Source organism: Frankia sp. BMG5.60 (assembly GCF_059428125.1).
In genome coordinates this window covers 1,904,787-1,922,519 of sequence record NZ_CM182091.1, presented here as the reverse complement: position 1 = coordinate 1,922,519, position 17,733 = coordinate 1,904,787, and the positions used below count along the sequence as shown (strand labels likewise).

General features: G+C 72.8%; 16 protein-coding genes and 2 pseudogenes. 12 read left to right on the top strand and 6 right to left on the bottom strand.

Going from position 1 to position 17,733, the window contains the following annotated elements:
- Nucleotide 1: 1 nt before the first annotated feature.
- Genes AC5R91_RS07640 through AC5R91_RS07620 form a run of 5 tightly spaced genes read left to right on the top strand, consistent with a single transcriptional unit; the run spans nucleotide 2 to nucleotide 5,923 of the window.
- A complete protein-coding gene (locus AC5R91_RS07640; RefSeq protein WP_495396443.1) occupies nucleotides 2-490 on the top strand; it encodes a hypothetical protein in 489 nt (162 codons plus the stop codon).
- The gene (locus AC5R91_RS07635; RefSeq protein WP_495395659.1) at nucleotides 491-1,204 is read left to right on the top strand and encodes a gluconate 2-dehydrogenase subunit 3 family protein; all 714 of its coding nucleotides are present in this window, start codon (nucleotides 491-493) and stop codon (nucleotides 1,202-1,204) included.
- A 24-nt stretch (nucleotides 1,205-1,228) separates the two neighbouring features.
- Nucleotides 1,229-2,971 carry a GMC family oxidoreductase gene (locus AC5R91_RS07630; protein WP_495396442.1) on the top strand — a complete coding sequence of 581 codons (1,743 nt, stop codon included), beginning with the start codon at nucleotides 1,229-1,231 and terminating at the stop codon, nucleotides 2,969-2,971.
- On the top strand, nucleotides 2,968-4,065 hold the full coding sequence (locus tag AC5R91_RS07625) for an enolase C-terminal domain-like protein (RefSeq protein ID WP_495396441.1): 1,098 nt from the start codon (nucleotides 2,968-2,970) through the stop codon (nucleotides 4,063-4,065). Before AC5R91_RS07630 ends, AC5R91_RS07625 begins: the two co-directional genes overlap by 4 nt.
- On the top strand, nucleotides 4,055-5,923 hold the full coding sequence (locus AC5R91_RS07620; protein ID WP_495396440.1) for a glycoside hydrolase family 15 protein: 1,869 nt from the start codon (nucleotides 4,055-4,057) through the stop codon (nucleotides 5,921-5,923). The genes AC5R91_RS07625 and AC5R91_RS07620 overlap by 11 nt, the downstream gene beginning before the upstream one ends.
- On the opposite strand, the pseudogene AC5R91_RS07615 reads toward AC5R91_RS07620, so the two are convergent.
- A pseudogene (locus tag AC5R91_RS07615) lies at nucleotides 5,901-6,872 on the bottom strand (aldehyde dehydrogenase family protein); the annotation flags it as partial. The gene AC5R91_RS07620 and the pseudogene AC5R91_RS07615 overlap by 23 nt on opposite strands.
- Between AC5R91_RS07615 and AC5R91_RS07610 the strand changes: the two are divergent.
- Nucleotides 6,835-7,239: a hypothetical protein gene (locus AC5R91_RS07610; protein WP_495396439.1), complete on the top strand. Its 405-nt coding sequence runs from the start codon at nucleotides 6,835-6,837 to the stop codon at nucleotides 7,237-7,239. The pseudogene AC5R91_RS07615 and the gene AC5R91_RS07610 sit on opposite strands and share 38 nt — an antisense overlap.
- A 147-nt stretch (nucleotides 7,240-7,386) precedes the next feature.
- Entirely contained in the window at nucleotides 7,387-8,166 is a 780-nt protein-coding gene (locus AC5R91_RS07605) for a hypothetical protein (protein ID WP_495396438.1), read from the top strand.
- Between the two features lie 11 nt (nucleotides 8,167-8,177).
- On the opposite strand, the gene AC5R91_RS07600 is transcribed toward AC5R91_RS07605, so the two are convergent.
- The 4 genes and pseudogenes from AC5R91_RS07600 to AC5R91_RS07585 form a co-directional block, all read right to left on the bottom strand.
- The gene (locus AC5R91_RS07600) at nucleotides 8,178-10,247 is read right to left on the bottom strand and encodes a molybdopterin-containing oxidoreductase family protein (RefSeq protein ID WP_495396437.1); all 2,070 of its coding nucleotides are present in this window, start codon (nucleotides 10,245-10,247) and stop codon (nucleotides 8,178-8,180) included.
- A 203-nt stretch (nucleotides 10,248-10,450) separates the two neighbouring features.
- A complete protein-coding gene (locus AC5R91_RS07595; protein ID WP_495396436.1) occupies nucleotides 10,451-11,005 on the bottom strand; it encodes a hypothetical protein in 555 nt (184 codons plus the stop codon).
- A gap of 644 nt (nucleotides 11,006-11,649) precedes the next feature.
- Entirely contained in the window at nucleotides 11,650-12,054 is a 405-nt protein-coding gene (locus AC5R91_RS07590; RefSeq protein WP_495396435.1) for a GNAT family N-acetyltransferase, read from the bottom strand.
- A 126-nt stretch (nucleotides 12,055-12,180) separates the two neighbouring features.
- A pseudogene (locus AC5R91_RS07585) lies at nucleotides 12,181-12,378 on the bottom strand (IS6 family transposase); the annotation flags it as partial.
- Nucleotides 12,379-12,862: 484 nt separating this feature from the next.
- On the opposite strand from AC5R91_RS07585, the gene AC5R91_RS07580 reads away from it, so the two are divergent.
- Nucleotides 12,863-14,680, top strand: a complete 1,818-nt coding sequence (locus AC5R91_RS07580; RefSeq protein ID WP_495396434.1) for a sensor histidine kinase — start codon at nucleotides 12,863-12,865, stop codon at nucleotides 14,678-14,680.
- Complete coding sequence (locus AC5R91_RS07575) at nucleotides 14,677-15,483, top strand: response regulator transcription factor (RefSeq protein ID WP_495396433.1); 807 nt, start codon at nucleotides 14,677-14,679, stop codon at nucleotides 15,481-15,483. The genes AC5R91_RS07580 and AC5R91_RS07575 overlap by 4 nt, the downstream gene beginning before the upstream one ends.
- Here AC5R91_RS07575 and AC5R91_RS07570 read toward each other — a convergent pair.
- On the bottom strand, nucleotides 15,375-15,749 hold the full coding sequence (locus tag AC5R91_RS07570) for a response regulator transcription factor (protein ID WP_495396432.1): 375 nt from the start codon (nucleotides 15,747-15,749) through the stop codon (nucleotides 15,375-15,377). The genes AC5R91_RS07575 and AC5R91_RS07570 overlap by 109 nt on opposite strands.
- A gap of 169 nt (nucleotides 15,750-15,918) precedes the next feature.
- On the opposite strand from AC5R91_RS07570, the gene AC5R91_RS07565 reads away from it, so the two are divergent.
- The 3 genes from AC5R91_RS07565 to AC5R91_RS07555 are packed head-to-tail and all read left to right on the top strand — an operon-like array spanning nucleotide 15,919 to nucleotide 17,707.
- Nucleotides 15,919-16,371 carry a hypothetical protein gene (locus AC5R91_RS07565; RefSeq protein WP_495396431.1) on the top strand — a complete coding sequence of 151 codons (453 nt, stop codon included), beginning with the start codon at nucleotides 15,919-15,921 and terminating at the stop codon, nucleotides 16,369-16,371.
- Nucleotides 16,368-17,060, top strand: coding sequence for a hypothetical protein (locus AC5R91_RS07560; protein WP_495396430.1), 693 nt, complete (start codon nucleotides 16,368-16,370; stop codon nucleotides 17,058-17,060). The genes AC5R91_RS07565 and AC5R91_RS07560 overlap by 4 nt, the downstream gene beginning before the upstream one ends.
- Complete coding sequence (locus AC5R91_RS07555) at nucleotides 17,057-17,707, top strand: hypothetical protein (protein WP_495396429.1); 651 nt, start codon at nucleotides 17,057-17,059, stop codon at nucleotides 17,705-17,707. Before AC5R91_RS07560 ends, AC5R91_RS07555 begins: the two co-directional genes overlap by 4 nt.
- The last annotated feature ends 26 nt before the right edge of the window (nucleotides 17,708-17,733 follow it).

The following is a 17,733-nucleotide window of genomic DNA, read 5'->3' as shown; positions in this document are numbered from 1 at the left end:
GATGTCGACCGCGCTGCTCGCGCCGACCGTGCCTACCTCTGCGGCCTCGCGGCTCGCGGACACGGCGCTGGCCGATGTCCGCACCGGGCGGTTCGAGCGCGGCCTGTCCGCGTTGACGGCGGTGGGCGCGGCGATCACGGCCGGGGAGATCTACCTGTCCCATGACGGTGCGAGCTTCGGCAACGCGATGATGTGGTGGCCGATCGCCGTGGTCCCCACCGCGATTCCGGCCGGTGTCGCCGCGGTGTTCTCCCGGCGGGCGGCGCACACGGTGCTGCCGCTGGCCTCGGCGGCGATCGTCGCGAACGGTCTGCAGGGCACCTACCTGCACTGGCGGGGCGTGAAGCAGCGTCCCGGCGGGATCACCCGCTACAACCTGGAATCGGGGCCGCCGGTGTTCGCCCCGCTGCTGGCCTCGCTCGTCGGCGGGATGGGGCTGCTCGCCGCGGTCCTGCGCCGGGAGGGGCCCCCGCCGCGGGGGGACGGGTAGATGCCGTCGCGCGCTCCCGATCAGCGGGCCGTCACCCCGCAGAGCCGGGGCCGGTTCCCCGGCTTCGACGTCCTCGACCAGGCCGACGGGTGGGACGACGTCACCGCCGGCGTCGTGCTGGGCCGGCTCGCCCCGCCGGCCGAGCTGGCGTTCTTCACCCCGGCGGACGTCGCCGTCGCCGGTCCGCTGTTCGACCTGCTGCTCGCCCAGGACGGCGAGCCGCGGGTGCCGGTCCTGGCGCTGATCGACGCCCGTCTGGCCGCGGGGGAGACCGACGGCTGGCACTACGACGACATGCCGGAAGACGCCCAGGCCTGGCGGGACAGCCTCGGTGCTCTCGACGCGGACGCCCGCGCGGCTTACGGCGGTCGGTCCTTCGCCGAGCTCGACCCCGGCGGGCAGGCGGGGCTGATTCAGGCCGTGCAGGACCTTGCCGACGCCGGCCGGGACTGGCACGACTGGCCGGCCGCCCACGTCTGGAGCCTGTGGACTCGTTATGCCTGCACGGCGTTCTACTCGCATCCGTGGGCCTGGAACGAGATCGGGTTTCCCGGGCCGGCCTACCCGCGGGGTTACCTCCACGCGGGGGTCGACGCCCGGGAGCACGCGGAGGTGGCCGACCACGACGCCGCCGACCCGGTCCCGTTCGCCGAGCGGGTGGAGCGGGAACGCCGGCGGCATGAGGACCTGCTCGAGCCGGGACCTTCGTCATGAGAGACGCGGCATGAGGGGCGCGGCATGAGGGGACGCGACGAGGTCCGTGCCCGCAACGCGTCGGCGTGGCTGATTCCGAACGATGGCAGCCGCACGAACCATCGGCTGCGCGTGGACATGCGCCGCTTCGCCGATGACGACGAGGTCGACCTGGTCGTCGTCGGGGCGGGCGCCGGTGGCGGGGTGCTGACCCAGCGGCTGGCTCGGGCCGGCTGGCGGGTCGTCTGTCTGGATGCCGGCCCGTTCTGGGATCCCGATGCCGACTGGGTCAGCGACGAGCGGGGCGGCCACGTCCTGTACTGGACCGAGCCGCGCCAGATCGGGGGCGCGGATCCGGTGCCGCTGGGGTCGAACAACTCCGGGCGCGGGGTCGGCGGGTCGATGGTGCACTATGCCGGCTACACGCCGCGGTTGCATCCGTCGGACTTCTCGACCTTCACCGCCGATGGGGTGGGCGCGGACTGGCCGATCTCGTACGCGGACCTGCGGCCGTACTACGCCGCGCTCGAGCGGGAACTGCCGGTCGCGGGGGAGAGCTGGCCGTGGGGCGATCCGCACGGCTACCCACACCGGCCGCATCCGGTCGGCGGCAACGGGGAGATCTTCCTGCGTGGCGCCCGCGCGGCCGGCATCGAGGCCCGGGTGGGTCCGGTGGCGATTCCCAACGGCCGGTTCGGTAATCGGCCGCACTGCATCTACCGGGGTTTCTGTCTGCAGGGCTGCAAGGTCAACGCGAAGGCCAGCCCGCTGGTCACCCACATCCCGGACGCGTTGGCGCACGGTGCCGAGATCCGTCCCGACAGCCATGTCAGCCGGGTCGTCGTCGACGACCGGACTGGGCGGGTCACCGGTGTCACCTATCTGCGTGCGGGCCGGGAGCACGTCCAGCGGGCGGGGGCCGTCGCGGTGGCCGGCTACTCGATCGAGACTCCGCGTCTGCTGCTGCTGTCGACCAGCGCGCGTTGGCCGGACGGGCTCGGCAACGACCATGACCAGCTTGGGCGGTACCTGATGGTGCAGGGCGCGCCGCAGACCGCGGGCCGCTTCGCCGAGGAGATCCGGATGTACAAGGCGCCGCCGCCGGAGGTCTCCAGCGAGCAGTTCTACGAGACCGATCCGGCGCAGCCGTACCGGCGGGGCTGGTCGATCCAGAACGTCAGCCCGCTGCCGATCACCTGGGCCGAACACGTCACCGCCCAGGGCCACTGGGGCGCGCCGCTGCGCGAGTACCTGCGGGACTATGTCCACTGGGCGACGCTGGGCGCGCTGTGCGAGTACCTGCCGCAGCCCGACAACCGGGTCACGCTCGCCGACGAGACCGACCGGCACGGCCTGCCCGTCGCCCACTTCGCCTACTCCCGGTGCGACAACGACCGGCAGCTCCAGCGGGCGGCGACGGCGTCGATGGAGGCGATCCTGACCGCGGCCGGCGCCACCGAGGTCATCACCGTCGACCGCTATGCGCACCTCGTCGGCGGCGCCCGGATGGCCGCCCGCCCGGCCGACGGCGTGGTCGACGCCGACCACCGGGTGTTCGGCGTGGAGAACCTCTTCGTCGTCGACGGCAGCGTCCTGCCGACCCAGGGCGCCGCCAACCCCGCCCTGACGATCATGGCGTTGGCGGCCCGGGCCGCCGACCGGCTCGTCGCGTTGAGCCGTGGCGGCCCGTCCGGGCGCGCCCTGGCCGGTCGGGGCATGCCCGGCCAGCCCCAGCCCCAGCCCCGGACCGGCCAGCCGCGGACCGATCAGGAGGTGGCGCAGTCATGACCGCGGACGGGCCGCCGCTGGAGACGGTGACGGTTGGCGTCTACCGGTTTCCCACCGAGCGGCCGGAAGCGGACGGCACCCTGGCCTGGGACGCCACCACCGCGGTCACCGTCACCCTCGCCGCCGGCGGGCACACGGGCGTGGGCTGGACCTACGGCAGCCCCGCCGCCGCGACGGTTGTCGCCGGGCACCTCGCCGGGGTCGTCCGAGGCCGGTGCGCGTGGGACATCACCGCCGGCTGGTCGGCGATGCACCGGGCCTGCCGCAACCTCGGTACCCGTGGCACGGTGATGCAGGCGCTCAGCGCGGTCGACATCGCCTGGTGGGACCTGAAGGCCCGGCTGCTCGGCGTCGGGCTCCCCGCGCTGCTGGGCCGGTGCCGCGAGCAGGTGCCCGTCTACGGCTCCGGCGGCTTCACCACCCTCGACGACGCGGCGCTGGCCGACCAGGTCGCCGGGTGGCGGAAGGCGGGCTGCACCAGCATGAAAATCAAGATCGGCGAGTCGTGGGGCACCCGGATCGACCGTGACCTGGCGCGGGTGCGACGGCTGCGGGAGCTGGCCGGCGACGGCGTCGAGCTGATGGTCGACGCCAACGGCGGCTACCAGGTCGGGCCGGCCCGCCGCGTCGGCGCGGCGCTGGACGACGCCGGCGTCACCTGGTTCGAGGAACCGGTCAGCAGCGACGACGTCGACGGACTCGCCGCGGTCCGGGCCGCGGTGCGTTGCGACGTCGCGGCCGGGGAGTACGCCGCCGACCTCGACGACGTGCGCGGGCTGCTGGGAGTGGTCGACTGCCTGCAGCTCGACGTCACCCGCTGCGGCGGCTACACGAACTGGCTGCGCGCCGCCGCCCTCGCCCAGGCGCAGCACCGGGAGGTCTCCGCGCACTGCGCGCCCGCGCTGCACGCCCCGGTCGCCGCCGCGATCCCGAACCTGCGTCACGTCGAGTGGTTCGCCGACCATGCCCGCCTCGAACCGCTGCTCGCCGACGGGGTCCCGCCGGTGACCGCCGGCACGATGACGCCGGACGGCACCGCGCCGGGCCACGGCCTGACGATCGCCCCGACCGCGGAGCGCTGGCGTGTCGACTGACCCAGGCGCCGCCGACCCGAATGCCGCCAACCCGAGCGGCGCCGACCCGAATGCCATGGACGTCGCGACCGGGCGGTTCCCTCCGCACGTGCTACGCGACTATGCCTTCCTCGGCGACGGCGAGCGCGGCGCGATCGTCGGCCCGGACGGCGACCTGGCCTGGATGTGCGCGCCGAGCTGGGACTCCGACGCGGTGTTCGCCGCGCTGATCGGCGGCGGCGGCAGCTACGCGGTGACGCCGGTCGGCCGCTACTCCTGGGGCGGCTACTACGACGACCGGTCGCTGATCTGGAACGGCCGTTGGGTCACCACCGACGGGATCGTGGAGTGCCGCGACGCGCTCGCCCTGCCCGCCGACCCGCACACGGCCGTGATCCTGCGCCGAATCCGGGTCCTGTCCGGCTCCGCGCAGATCCGCGTCGTCCTCGATGTCCGTGCCGGCTACGGCCTGGCGGACATGGACGGGCTCAGCCTCGGCGGCGAGCGGGCCGGCCGGGCGGGCGCGGCCTGGGCCGGCCGGTCGGGGGCGCTGCGGTGGCGCTGGTCGGGTGCCGTCCAGGCGACCCGCGCCGGTGCCGGGCCGCTCGTCCTGACGCTGAAGCTGGCCGCCGGCGAGCAGCACGACCTTCTCCTGGAGATCTCCGACCGCCCCCTCGACCGCCCCTCGGACCGGCCCGGCGATCGGCTCTCGGGCGGCGAGGCGGCCGGCGGGGTGGACGGTCGCTGGCGGGCGACGGAGGCCAGCTGGCGTGACGCCGTCGGCCCGCCCGACTCGGGGGTTCTGGCCGTCCGCGACGCCGGGCAGGCGCTCGCGGTGCTGACCGGGCTGACCGGCGGCGCCGGCGGGATGGCCGCCGCCGCGACGATGAGCCTGCCGGAGCGGGCCCGCGCCGGGCGCAACTACGACTACCGCTACGCCTGGATCCGCGACCAGTGCTACGCCGGCCGGGCGGTCGCCGCCCACGGCCAGTACCGGCTGCTCGACACCGCGGTCGGCTTCGTCGCCCAGCGGCTGCTGGCCGACGGCCCGGCGATGAGGCCCGCCTACACGGTCCGCGGCGGCCCGGTACCCGACGAACGGGCCCTGCCACACCTCGCCGGTTATCCCGGCGGGGCCGACCGGGCGGGCAACCGGGCCAACGGCCAGTTCCAGCTCGACGCCTTCGGGGAGGCCCTCGACCTGTTCGCCGTCGCCGCCCGCCACGACCGGCTCGACACCGAGAGCTGGCGGACCGTGGAGGCTGCCGTCGATGCGATCCGGCGCCGCGGCGGCGAACCGGGGACCGCCACCCCCAGCCCGTTCCGCCGATCTACCAGCCGGAGCTGTGCGCGAAGTTCATCGTGCGCGCCGCCCTCGACGGCCGCCGATCGAAGATCGTCGGGTCGTGGAACAAGGCCCTGGTCGCCGCCGGCTCAGTGGCTCCCGGCTTCGGCAACTACTATGCGGCCCTGGGCGCCTGGGAATCCCAGCTCACCCCCGACCCGCTGCCGCCGGACCGGCCGGACAACCTGCACACGGCTGCCGACCCCGAGCGCGACGCCGGTGCCCACGGCATCTTCGACGACCGCGCCGGCGGATTCACCGACCCCAGCTTCCTGCGCTCGCTTCCCGGCACCGGCCGCACCTTCGCCCAGGCCCTGCTCGCCACCGTCCGCGACCACCGCCGCCCCGCCCGTCGCGCTGGCCCCGACTCCCCACGACCCAGCGCGGCGGATCAGCTCGGCCAGGACGTCCCGGCTCTCGGGCTTGTCGAGAGCCAGTCGAACTGCTCGGCCCGCCCACCGCCGGCGACGACCCGGCCCTCGTGGCGGGCGAGGTCGAAGTAGCCCAGGACGCGGTCGCGCTGGCGGACGCTGACGAGCGGGCCCATGATGTTCGCCGGGTCGGTGGGGCCGCCGTACGGGATGGCCGCGATGGTGGCCTCGGCGATGCCGACGGCCTCGGCGATCCGGTGACGCGGCACCAGCAGGCGCGTCAGCAGCGCGCAGCCCTGGCCGCAGGTGCCCCCGACGACCCCGGGGATCGCGGCGGCGAAGTCGGCGTCGTCGAGCAGCACGGCCGCGGACTTCCCGCCGAGTTCGAGCAGGACCCGCTTGATGGTGCCGGCGGCGTTCGCCATCACCAGCCGCCCGGTCGCGGTCGAGCCGGTGAACGTCACCGCGTCCACGTCCGGGTGCGTCGTGAGGATCTCCGCGACGCTGTTGTCCGGGGTGGTGATGATGTTCAGGACGCCGGGTGGCAGGGTCTCGGCCGCCACGGCGCCGATCAGGGTCGCGGACCAGGGTGTTTCGGGAGCGGGCTTGAGCACGACCGTGCACCCGGCGGCGAGCGCGGCACCGATCTTGGCGATGTTCAGGTAGAAGGGGTAGTTCCATGGCGTGATCGCGGCGACCACGCCGATCGGTTCCCGGCGAATGATCCGCCGGGAGGGAACGCCGAAGATCTCCTTGGCGGGCAGCCGGTGTTCGACCTCGTCGGCCGCGATGAGGTCGATGTAGTACTGCAGGTAGTCCAGCGGGCCGTCGAGCTGGATCGAGCGGGTCAGCGCCACCGGCGAGCCGGACTGGGCGACGATGACCGTCCGGAGATCCTCGGAGATCTTGCGGAACCCGTCGGCGAACGCCTGCAGGCTCTCGCGCCGCAGATCCGCGTCCTGCGACCAGGAGAAGCTCAGGTCGAAAGCGTGGCGCGCCGCGGCGATCGCGGCGACCGCATCGTCGCGCGTCGCCGCCGGCGCGACCCCGATCACCTCCTCGGTCGCTGGGTTGATGTTGCTCAAAGTCGGCAACCTGGAGGTCAACGGCATCGTCCAGGTCCAGGGCACCCGCCAGAACCTCGACGCGCCCACCCCCGCCCCCACCGACAACATCAGATACTTCCAAGCGCCCACCGACGGCACCGTCGTGGGCTATGTGCAGGCAGCCAGCGGCGGCCCCGCCGCGACCGTCGCCGTGACGGTCAGCCGGACCGGCGTCAACGAGTACACGATGCGGTTCACCTCCGACAACAGCGTCTCCTCCCGGCCGCCCGCCGAGACCCCGATCAACGTCCCGGTACCCAGAGGCGCCCAGCTGACGGTCCGCATGTTCGGCCAGCAGGGCGACAGCAGCGGCCTGACCTGGCTGCCACGCGGCGTCGGACAGCTCACCGCGATCACCCCGCCCGCATCCTGACCTCGGAGTCCCAGTGTCCCAGCCCGTCGTCGCCACCGAGGCCGCGCCCCTGCTCGCCTACACACTCGCCTTCGACCCACCCCGACCCTCGCCCGGGGATGGCTGCTGGCCGTCACGCCGCTCACCTTCGGCCTCGCCGACATCGCCGTGAACACGGCGCCCGGGACAGCCGAGTTGCAGATCGTCGAGGACAGCTCCCTGGACGGCTCCTCCTGGCAGACCCGCACCACCCGGCTGGCCCTGCCCAAATTTCCGGCGAACTTCTTCTTCGCGGACTTCCGGCCGGACACCATGCTTGTCCCGAACGGCGGCCACGCCGTCCTGTCCTGGAACGGCTCTCCCGCCGTCTACACGATGACCTGGCAGAGCCACTCCGGCGGCCGCGGCGGCTCAGCCGTCGTCAGCGACCAGAACCCGTGGACCTCCCCGGCCCTCCACGACACCACGGTCTTCCGCCTGGCCGCGAGCATGCCCGGGGGGACGGCCGAACGAGTACTCACCGCACTCGTCTCCGTGGCCCGCCCCCACCTGCTGGTCCACGACCTCACCGCCCTGGACACCGTCCAGATGATGGGCACCAGCCAACCCATCGAGGTCGGCCTGGGCACCACCCACTCCTTCACCGCGCCCACCGACGGAATCCTCCTTGGCCGGGTATCGGCGAACGCCGGCGGCCGGGCCACCGGCATCAAGGTCACCGCCAGGGCCCCCGGCACCGGCACCGTCGAGTACGTCAACGACTTCGCCTCCGACAACTCCGACACCACCAAACTCCCCGCGGAAACCCCGTTCCATCTCCCGATTCGGCGCGGCGCCCAGGTCACCGCGGTCTGCCGCCACCTTGACCCGCCCAGCGTCCCGGAGAGCCCGGAGCCCTACTTCTCCCTTGTCTGGATCCCCGACGGGGACGCGATCAGAACCAATTGACACGGTGCGGCTCAGGCCTCGGGCTCGAGCCGCACTGGGATCCCGGACATGCGGACCATCCCGGTCAGCGCGTCCGTCTCGTCAACGATCGAGGTGAGTCGGTTGACGTCCGGCTCGGTCCAGCCGTGCGGAATCGACACCGTGCCCGCCCGGATCTCGTCGGTGACCCTGGCCTGTGCGCGGGTCGCGCCATGGGCGCCGAGGACCCGTACCATCACCCCGTCGGTGATCCCGGCGGTCGCCGCGTCGGCCGGGTGGACCAGGAGTTCGGCCTGCGGTGTTGCGCCAGCCTGGCGGACGTCGTGCAGTTGGCTGTTCATCGCCCGCGGCAGCCGGCGCGGGACCAGGAGCAAGCCGTCCGGCGCCACGTCCACGCCCGGTTCCGACGTCAGCAGCTCGGCAAGCTGAGCGAGCAGCGGCGGCGGTGCCAGCCGCCAACGCCCGCCTGGCAGCACATGCCCGGTCACCCAGCCGAACCGCTCCACCGACGAGAGCACGACGGCGGGTGCCTGCGCGAGGGCCTCCGGATCGCGAGACCGGGCGACGATCGGGTCGATGATCGCGTCGTCGTCGGCGGTCTCCCAGGTGAGCCCGCGGGGCAGCACGTCGAGGCCCAGCTGTTCGGCGAGCCGAGCGAACGACCACCAGACCGGCCTGCGCTCGGCCACCGGCGGCACCACCGCGGCGGTGCGCTGTGACATCACCCGGTCGGTGAAGGCGTCGAGCAGTACGGGTACGTCGGCCCGCTCCAGCTGTCCCACACTCGGCAGCACATGCGTGGCCAACCGGGTCGTCTCCGTCTCGACGACATCGGCTACCGCGCACACCTCCAGCGAGCGCAGCGCGGCACGGATCGCGCCGCTGGCGGGGAAGGAGGAGGCGACGTTTCCGCCGACGACGACCAGCGCCCGGACGTTGCCCGCCTCGATCTCCGGGGCGAGCGCGGCGCACGGATACTCACCGAACCGACGAGTCAGCTCCGGCCTGGAACGAGGTCCGGGCTCGACCCTGCCCTCAGGCGGTGACACGGGCAGATCCAACCCGTCGACAGGGCGCAGGAATCCGGGGTGGAACCACATGCCGCCCGGCCGGTCGAGGGACCCGGTGACGGTGAGCAGCGCCAGCCGCAGCCACTCGGTGACGTTGGCGGAAGCGGCCATCGTCGCGCCGGTGCCGGTGACAACGGAGATCCGTCCCGCCCGGCGTATCGCGGCGAGCAACTCGTGTAGCTGGTCCACCGACACCCCGGACGCGGCGGCGGCACGCTGCGCGTCCAGCGGCGACACCGCCCGGGCGAGGTCGTCGACGCCCGAGGCGTGCGCGCGCAGGTACGCCTCGTCGGCGCCGTCGGCGAGCAGCTCACGGACCAGAAAGCCGAGGACGAACGGATCGCTACCGGGGCGGGTCTGCAAGTGGCGGGTAGCCATCCGGGCCGTCTCGGTACGTCGTGGGTCGAGCACCCACAGCTCGCCGCGCTCGCGTTGCGCCCGTAGCCGCGCCCGGGGGTTGGACATCGACGTGGTGTGACCGTGGGAGACGATCGGATTGATACCGACCAGCAGTGACAGACGGCACTCCTGGTCGTCGTCGACCAGGTTGAGCCACGGCCAGCCTCCCACCATCTCGGCTGTCAGCGGTTTGGCCGGGCTGTCGATCGTGAGCGAGGAGTACTTCTGCCGCGTGCCCAGCCGGTCGAAGAACCGTTCAGCGGTCTGCCTGCCCGCGGCGTCGAACGCGGCGCCGGTGGCGTAGAAGACGGCCACGGCGTCGGGCCCGTGCTCCGCCACGATCCCGGCGAGACGCCCACCGAGGTCTGTGAGCAGGGTGTCCCAGTCCACCGGCCGCTGCGTGCCATCCGCGTCGCGCAGCAGCGGCTGCTCCAGGCGCAGCGGGTGGTGGTGCAGCGCGGGTAAGGCGCGACCCTTGGCACAGGTGTAACCCTTGGACACAGGATGCTCGGCATCACCGCGGACCTGGCGTACGACAGGTGAGGCCGGATCTCCCTCGACCGTGACCAGGGTGCCGCACTGAGCGATGCAGATGCGGCAGTAGGTGCGGACCTCTCGGACAGGTGTACCCATGCGAAGGGACTCCTCAAGGGCTTGAGTCGGCGGCGACCGCCGCGCGGCAGCCCGGCCGTCACTTGACGATGATGTCACCTCACGGCGCAGTAGCGTAGGCCCGTTGTCGAGCCGACTCCAGCGGCCCGCCGCCCGGCCGCCGCACGGGGTGGGGCGACGAAGGTCGGCGGCGACGGCCTGAGGGAATGGACGAGGCTCAGTGGCTACAGGATGACCAGTGTCGCCAGGGCGATGCTGTTGTCGATGCCTGTCGTCAAGCACTGGACCAGGTCGAGCTGCGGGATCTGGATCGTCTCGACGGCCCTCCTGCCCGCGAACTCGCCGGAGATGATCGTCCCCGTCAGGGTGACCAGGGACGCGGCCGGGAGGGTCTGGATCTGCGCGGTGAAGGTGAAGGTGCTGCTCTGGCCGTCGCTCCAGACGATCACTCGGCTGCCCGGGCCGTTGAACAAGGCCTGCACGCACGACGCACCCGGCCGGTTGAAGACCTCCGTATAAGTCGCGGACGTGATGCCCTTGCCGGGCGCCACGCACAGGCCCGGGTCCCCGGCCGAGCCGAGGAGGCTGTTGATCGTGACCGTGGTGTCATGCGGGGTGAAGGTCAGCCCGGGGCTGTAGTTGACCGCTTCCTGCCCCGTGCAGATGACATGAGCGAGGGCGGCCGAGGCAGCGACGGGCGCGAACCACAGGTCGGCCGCGACAACGGCGACGGTGAAGGCACCGGCGAGCGCGCGCCGGGGAGACAGCAAGCGTCTCACGACTACTCCTGTTTCTAGGTCTCCGATTTTTCGGAGTAGGTGGAAATTGTTCTTCTGGCGCATCGTCCTGGCTGCGCCACAAACCTCCCGCAAACAGACACACGCAGCCCGGGTCGTCGGGACTCCCTTTCACTCAAAGAAACCGCCACGTGATGACAAGAGTGGCGTGCGCGTTCAAGCTAGGGCGTCGGGCGCCCAGCGTCCAGAGACCCGTCGAACGAGTCGAGCTGGACGGTGACCCGAATGTCGTAATCGCGCACTGGCCGCCCGAGAAGTTACCGGCCGCAGCAAACGGTGCGGTGGGCACACCGTCGGCGGCCCCGTGGGTGGCACGCCGCGGCAGAGCACACTACCCCGTGGGACGACGAGGCCTACGACACGGTGACGACGGGAGAAGGGCCGGGGTATCCGCCGTCTCAGGGCCGGTCGGCGGAGTGGATCACGCGAATACGCGACGGTTGAATACGCGACTCTGCCAGTCCGCCCCGGACCTGGCATGCGACAGTTGATCGATCAGGCGGTGCGGTTCTGAGCAGTCGCCACCGTCGGTGACGTTCAGTCGCCTGCTCTCGGTGTCTACGAGCAACGGGCCGCCCTCGGGCGAACGGGGCCTCCGCATCGACCCGGTCCGGCCCAGAGGGCGTTCAGTCGGGCTTTTCCATGTCAATGAACTCCACGGCCCCGTAACCGTCGAACGTCTCGGTATGCCGGCCGGTCTCGGTGAAACCGAGGCGCCGGTACAGGCGGATGGCGCGTTCGTTGAAAGCCGCGACATCGAGCACCACGCGGCGCCGGCCGTAGATGGGGCGGGCGAACTCCAGGCCCGCCAGCACGAACTGCTCGCCGAGCCCACGACCGGTGAGATCCGGCCGCAGGCCAAACCCGTAGAACAGCGCGTCGCCGCACGGCTCGAAGAAGTAGAAGCCGATGAGGGTGCCGTCGTCGTCGCGCCCGGCGAAGAAGAGTTCGGGGTTCTTCACGGGCAGGCCGTCGCTGTCGTAGAAGTCGTAGGGCGGGTCGTAACGCCAGGCGTCGCGCTCGCGGAACATGGCGTCGTCCGCCGGTTCGATCCTCATCGCTCCCGCCCGTCCCGAACGCCGGTCCCACCCCGTCAGCGCGATTCCGTCAGTACCAGCAAGAACTGCTCACCTGGCTCCGCCGCGAGGTCGTAGTGGCCGCGACGGACGCGCTGTCTCGGCGAGCAGGGGCGTGAAGCGCTGCACCCGCCGGTAGACCGTCACATGATCAACCTCGAGGCCGCGTTCGGCGAGCAGCTCCTCGACGTCCCGGTACGACAGGGCGAACCGCAGGTACCGGGGAACCGCCAGAACGATCACCTCCGGCGGGAACCGGAACCCGGCGAACTCCGGCACCGACACCAGCGGAGTGATCGCACCTCGACCCATCACCTGATCATGCCCGACCGCCAGCACGAAGACCCGCCCCGGCCGGATGCGACAGAGCCAACCCAGGCCTCCGCCGCGTGCGCCCCCAGGTGATCGGGGAAGAATTCGTCGGGTCGAAGTCCGCCCAGGTATGCGGTTCATCCCGGCCAGTGTCCCGATTCCCGCCCGGTTGCCGCAAAGGGTTTTCCGCGGCGGGCGCCCAGACCACAACGCGGGAGGCCGTCTACCAGGCCTTTTGCGTCATCATGCCGCCAGCGGTGAGCGGGGCCGACCCAAGTCGCCCTTCCGGTGTTCCGCGGAGTGAGTAACCCTCTTGTCGGTGGTCACCACCTGGCGAATAATCGATCAGTAACCTGAGCGGTCCGCCGGTCAGGTTCCGGGCGGTCTGGGGGTGGGAAAGGCGGCCGTGCGCGATCATGCGGGCGGGCGACGCCTCCCGGGCTCGGTGGCCGTGGGAGAGGTACCCGGCGGCGGCGCGATCGACGGCGCCGCGATCGACGGCGCCGCGGTGGCAGACCACCCGGGCAGGCCCGTGGCGTCCATGGCCGGAGATGGGGACGGGCTGCGCCGGCGGTACGGAGTGGCGGTGCTCGCGGTGGCGGGTGCGGCCCTCGGGGCGGTGGTGCTCTGGCTGGCCGATGGCGGTCGGGACGAGGACACGACCAGCACCTTCTTCTCCGGCCTCGTCGGCGGGCTCTACCTGCTGACCGGTTCCATCACGCACCTGCGCCGGCCGGGCCGGCTGGGGCTGCGGATGGTGATGGTCGGCATCTCCTTGTTCGCCGAGGACCTGCAGGTCTCGAACGACCCGGTGCCGCACACCGTCGGGATGTTCTTCCGGTGCGTCGCGTCGGGATGTCTCGTGCACCTCCTGCTGGCCTTTCCCGAGGGGCGGCTGCGGACACGCACCGAGCGGGCGGTGACCGGCGCCGTGTATGTGTTCGTAGGAGTCTTCGTGCCGCTCGCCGTCCCGTTCTACCGGTCGCTCACGCCGAACCTGCTGCTCGTCGCCGACCTATCCCGGACGCAGGACCTGCTGGTCGACAGCACGCAGGTGGTGTTCGCCGTCATCGTCGGCGCGCTGCTCGTCCGGCGTTGGTTGGTCGCCACCCCGCCGGCCCGCCGGGTGCTCGCGCCGGTGTACGGCGTCGGGCTCGTCGGGAGCGGCGCGTCACTGCTCCACCCGGCGCTGCACGGTTCGACCGCGTTGCTGATCAACGAGGTCGCCCACCTCGCGACCCTCGGGCTCCCGGTGGCATTCCTGGCCGGTGCGCTGCGCGTCCGGCTCGGCCGCACGGCCGTCGGGGACCTCCTGCTGCAACTGCCGCAGATGCCGCCGACGGAGCTGCGCCACCTGCTGGCCCGCGCGCTCGGCGACCCCACGCTGCGCATCGCCTATCCCCGCCCGGACGAGGACGGTCCTACCGGCGGCTACCTGGACGCCGACGGTCAGCCCGTGACGCCCCGCCCGGATGACGCGGTGACCCCGGTCCGGCGCGGCCTGCGCGTGGTCGCCGTGCTCCTGCACGACCCGGCGCTGCGCGCCGACCGGCACGTCCTGCATGCCGTGACGGCGGCCGCGGCGCTGGAGCTGGACAACCAGCGGCTCGCCGCGGAGGTGCGGGCCCAGCTCACCGAGGTCCGCGCGTCCCGGGTCCGCATCGTCGCGGCGGCCGACGAGCAGCGCCGCCGCATCGAACGCGATCTGCACGACGGCGCCCAGCAGCAGATCGTCACGACTGCGCTGATCCTGCGGCTGGCACGGGACCGGCTCGGCCCGGCGCCCCCCGACCCCGAGCTCGGCGCGCTCCTGCGGCGGGCCGCCGACGGGCTGGAGGCGGCGGTCACGGAGCTGCGCGAGCTCGCCCGTGGCATTCACCCCGCGGTACTCACGGAGGCCGGGCTGCTGCCCGCGTTGCGGACGCTCGCCGCCCGTTCGGCCTACCCCGTACAGATCGTCGACGGGCCCGCGTTGCCGCCGCTGCCGGACCAGGTGGCCGCGACGGCCTACTTCGTCGCCGCCGAGGCGGTGACGAACGCGGCGAAGCACGCCCACGCCAGCCAGATCCACGTCCACGCCCGGGCGTCCGGTGACCGGCTGCTCGTCACCGTCGCCGACGACGGCGTCGGCGGCGCTGACATGAGCGCCGGAACCGGCCTGCTCGGGCTGCGCGACCGGACCGCCGCGCTCGACGGCTGCCTGGTCGTTCGCAGCCTCCCCGGCGCCGGGACGTCCGTCCACGCGGAGATACCTCTGGAGGGGCCTTGACCACCGCCACCGCTGCACCCACCCCGGCCGCGGGGGTGCCGCCACGGGTGCGCGTCGTGCTCGCCGACGACGCCTCGCTGTTTCGGGAGGCGCTCGCCGAGCTGCTGGAACGCGACGGTTGCGCGATCGTCGCGCAGGCTGGCAACGCCGACGAGCTGCTCGACGTCGTCGAACGGCACCGCCCGGACCTGGCGGTCGTCGACATCCGGATGCCACCCGGCTACCACCTGGAAGGGCTGCGCGCCGCCGTGACGCTGCGGCGGAGCCATCCCGGGACGGGTGTGCTGCTCCTGTCGCAGCATCTGGAGGTCGCGCACCTCGACGAGCTGGTCGGCCACACCGCGCGCGGCGTCGGCTACCTGCTCAAGGACCGGGTCACCGGGCCCGGCTTCCTGGACGCCGTGCGCCGGGTGGCGGCCGACGGCTGTGCGTTCGACCCCGAGGTCATCCCGCTACTCATCGGCGGCAGGGGCGGTGGGGGCGGTGGGGGAGGCCGGCGTGACGAGCTGGCCGAGCTCAGCCAGCGGGAGCGGGAGGTCCTCGCGCTGATGGCGCAGGGCCGGTCCAACAGTGCGATCGCCGACGAGCTGCACCTCACGACACGCACCGTCGAGACGCACGTCCGCAGCGTCTTCCAGCGGCTGGCGCTGCCCGACGAGGCCGAGCACAACCGCCGGGTCCTCGCGGTGCTCGCCTACCTGCGCTCGGCGCGACGGGCCACGACCAGCGCCAGCGCGGCCGCCGACAGGCTCGACTTGGGCAGGAACCCGGCCGCGGAAGACCGCTCGACCGCGTCGCCGTAGTGCTCGACGTCGCGCACCGAACAGAACACCACGGTTGCGTCGGGGGCCGTGCGGTGTAGCGCCTGGCAGACGCTGAACCCGTCCATGTCGGGCAGGGCGATGTCGAGCAGCACCACGTCGGGGCCCGCCTCGGATACGCCGGCGAGCGCCTCGGCCCCGGTCCCGGCGTCGCCCACCACCTGGTAGCCGCCGCTCTCCAGGAGCGCGCGGGCGACCGCGCGGAACGGCTCGCTGTCATCGACGATGAAGACGCGGCCCACCGCCATCCGGTCCATCTCACGGACGGTAGCACCCGGCCGCCGGTTCTGATCCCAGTGCCAGCACTGGGAAAACGGCTCCCGGAAGCCAGTGCGGGCACGGATGTGCCCGGGTCCGGTTCGCCCGACACTCGTTCCCATGAAGGCCGTCCTGACCGGGCTCGCGTGTGTTTTCGCGGTGATCGTCATATTCGTGGTCGTCCGTGGGCAGATCGACTCCAACTCCGACCGCAACTCCGGTTCCGGTTCCGGTTCCAACTCCGGCTCGCTCGGTCTCGGCGGCGGCCCGAACGGACCGGGGCCGGGGCCGGTCGAGCGTCCGGACGTGACGCCGGACTCGACCGGATCCGTGACCGTCACACAGCGGGGCACGAACGGCACCTCCCGCGTCGACTGCTCGAGCATCGACAGCGAGCTGAAGATCTCCGCTTTTGACGGGATGGCCCGCTGGAGCGCGACGTCCGCGTCCGGTGTCTCGGTCAGCCCGTCGTCCGGCTTCCTCGACGAGGGCGCGAGCGAGGTCGTCCACATCGGCGGGAGCTACTCCGGCGGTGTGGGCTTCAACGTGGTGGTCTCCGCCCCGAACCGGGCCGGCTCGGGGAGCGTCCACTCCTCGTTCACATGCGCATGACAGCGCGCCGCGCGCCGCTGTGGCGGCATCCGGTGCTGGCACCCGGCTACGCGGCGGCGATCGCGTTCGGCGCCGTCGCCCTGTCGAGCGTCGTGGTGTCGGCCTCCGCCTCGCAGTCGCCGGTCACCGGCAAGCCGGAGCAGGTCACCGGCACCGTGGTCGGGGCGGCGGGCATCCCGCTCCCGACCGGCCTGACCGTCCAGATCCGGCACGGCGCGGCCATGCTGGCCGAGGACGAGATCGACGCTCAGGGTCGGTGGTCCATGAATGTCGTTCCCGGCGACCACGAGGTGTGCGTGGTGCCGCCACGAACGCAGGAGGCACCGGCGGCACCGGTGCGGGTGGGCGGGTCGGACCCGCCGTCGGTGTGCAGCCCGGAGCGGATATCCGCCGGCACCCCGACCACGATGACCGTCGAGCAGGTCCAGGTGGTCGCGAAGTGGACCGGCGGGGACGGCTCATTCCCGAACGGAAGCAAGGTCACGATCAGCTACGCGCGGCACAAGCTGGACGGCGGAGCCCTCGACCTGAACGGTCGGTTCGCGCCGTCCGAGCTGCCGCTGAACGCCGTGGTCTGTCTGGACCCGCCGGCCGGTTGGCGGTTCGCCGACACCGAGACGCGCGACCAGCAGTGCCAGTCGGTCACCAACCCGGCCGCCGACGTGGTGTTCCGCCTGGAGGAGTCATGACGGGCCGGAGCGTGACGGGACGAGCGGAGCGGATTGCGCTCCCGCTGCTCGCGGCCTCGGCTCTCGTCGCGGCCGGGCTCGGCTGGGCCCTGCTGTTCCGGGACCGCCCGTTCGAGACGACGCTCGCCGTGGTGCTCGGGTCCGCCGCCGTCGGCACGCTGCTCGCGGCCCTGGTGGGGCAACCGCTCACGGACCGCGCCCAACCGCCGGCACCGGACCACCCGTCGTCCGGGCCGGGCGGCGGCAGCAGGGGTGGCGGAGGCGGATGGGGCGCGAAGGCTGAGACGGCGCAGCCGGAAAATGCGCGGAGCGCGCAGGAGACCGCGCAGCTCGTGCTGCCGGTCGGGCGGCCGGCAGGCAGCGCCCCGCCGGGGGGGCAGTGGTGGAACAGGGACGCCCCGCCGCCCGCGGCGGCGCCCACCGCCGCGGCCGCGCCGACCCGCCCCGCTCCCCGCGATCTCGGGGAGCTGCGCGACTCCGCCCGCGTCGTGCAGTGCCCGCGCTGCGGCGCGTTCCGCCTCGACGTCCGGCAGGCCGATGCGGGATACGCGTTCCGCTGCCGCGTCGACGGCCACGAGTGGACCTGGCGGCCCGGAACCGCGTGGCCGGTCGTCGTCGTCGCCAGTCGCCGCCGGAGCACCCGTTGACCCAGGACCGCGTCGAGCTCCCGACC

Bases quoted from the DNA above. Each gene is read 5' to 3' on its own strand.
- AC5R91_RS07640 (WP_495396443.1), top strand. From the start codon at position 2: ATGTCGACCGCGCTGCTCGCGCCGACCGTGCCTACCTCTGCGGCCTCG.
- AC5R91_RS07555 (WP_495396429.1), top strand. From the start codon at position 17,057: ATGACGGGCCGGAGCGTGACGGGACGAGCGGAGCGGATTGCGCTCCCG.
- AC5R91_RS07625 (WP_495396441.1), top strand. From the start codon at position 2,968: ATGACCGCGGACGGGCCGCCGCTGGAGACGGTGACGGTTGGCGTCTAC.
- AC5R91_RS07610 (WP_495396439.1), top strand. From the start codon at position 6,835: ATGTTGCTCAAAGTCGGCAACCTGGAGGTCAACGGCATCGTCCAGGTC.
- AC5R91_RS07590 (WP_495396435.1), bottom strand. From the start codon at position 12,054: ATGTTCCGCGAGCGCGACGCCTGGCGTTACGACCCGCCCTACGACTTC.
- AC5R91_RS07560 (WP_495396430.1), top strand. From the start codon at position 16,368: ATGACAGCGCGCCGCGCGCCGCTGTGGCGGCATCCGGTGCTGGCACCC.
- AC5R91_RS07600 (WP_495396437.1), bottom strand. From the start codon at position 10,247: ATGGGTACACCTGTCCGAGAGGTCCGCACCTACTGCCGCATCTGCATC.
- AC5R91_RS07630 (WP_495396442.1), top strand. From the start codon at position 1,229: ATGAGGGGACGCGACGAGGTCCGTGCCCGCAACGCGTCGGCGTGGCTG.
- AC5R91_RS07570 (WP_495396432.1), bottom strand. From the start codon at position 15,749: ATGGCGGTGGGCCGCGTCTTCATCGTCGATGACAGCGAGCCGTTCCGC.
- AC5R91_RS07635 (WP_495395659.1), top strand. From the start codon at position 491: ATGCCGTCGCGCGCTCCCGATCAGCGGGCCGTCACCCCGCAGAGCCGG.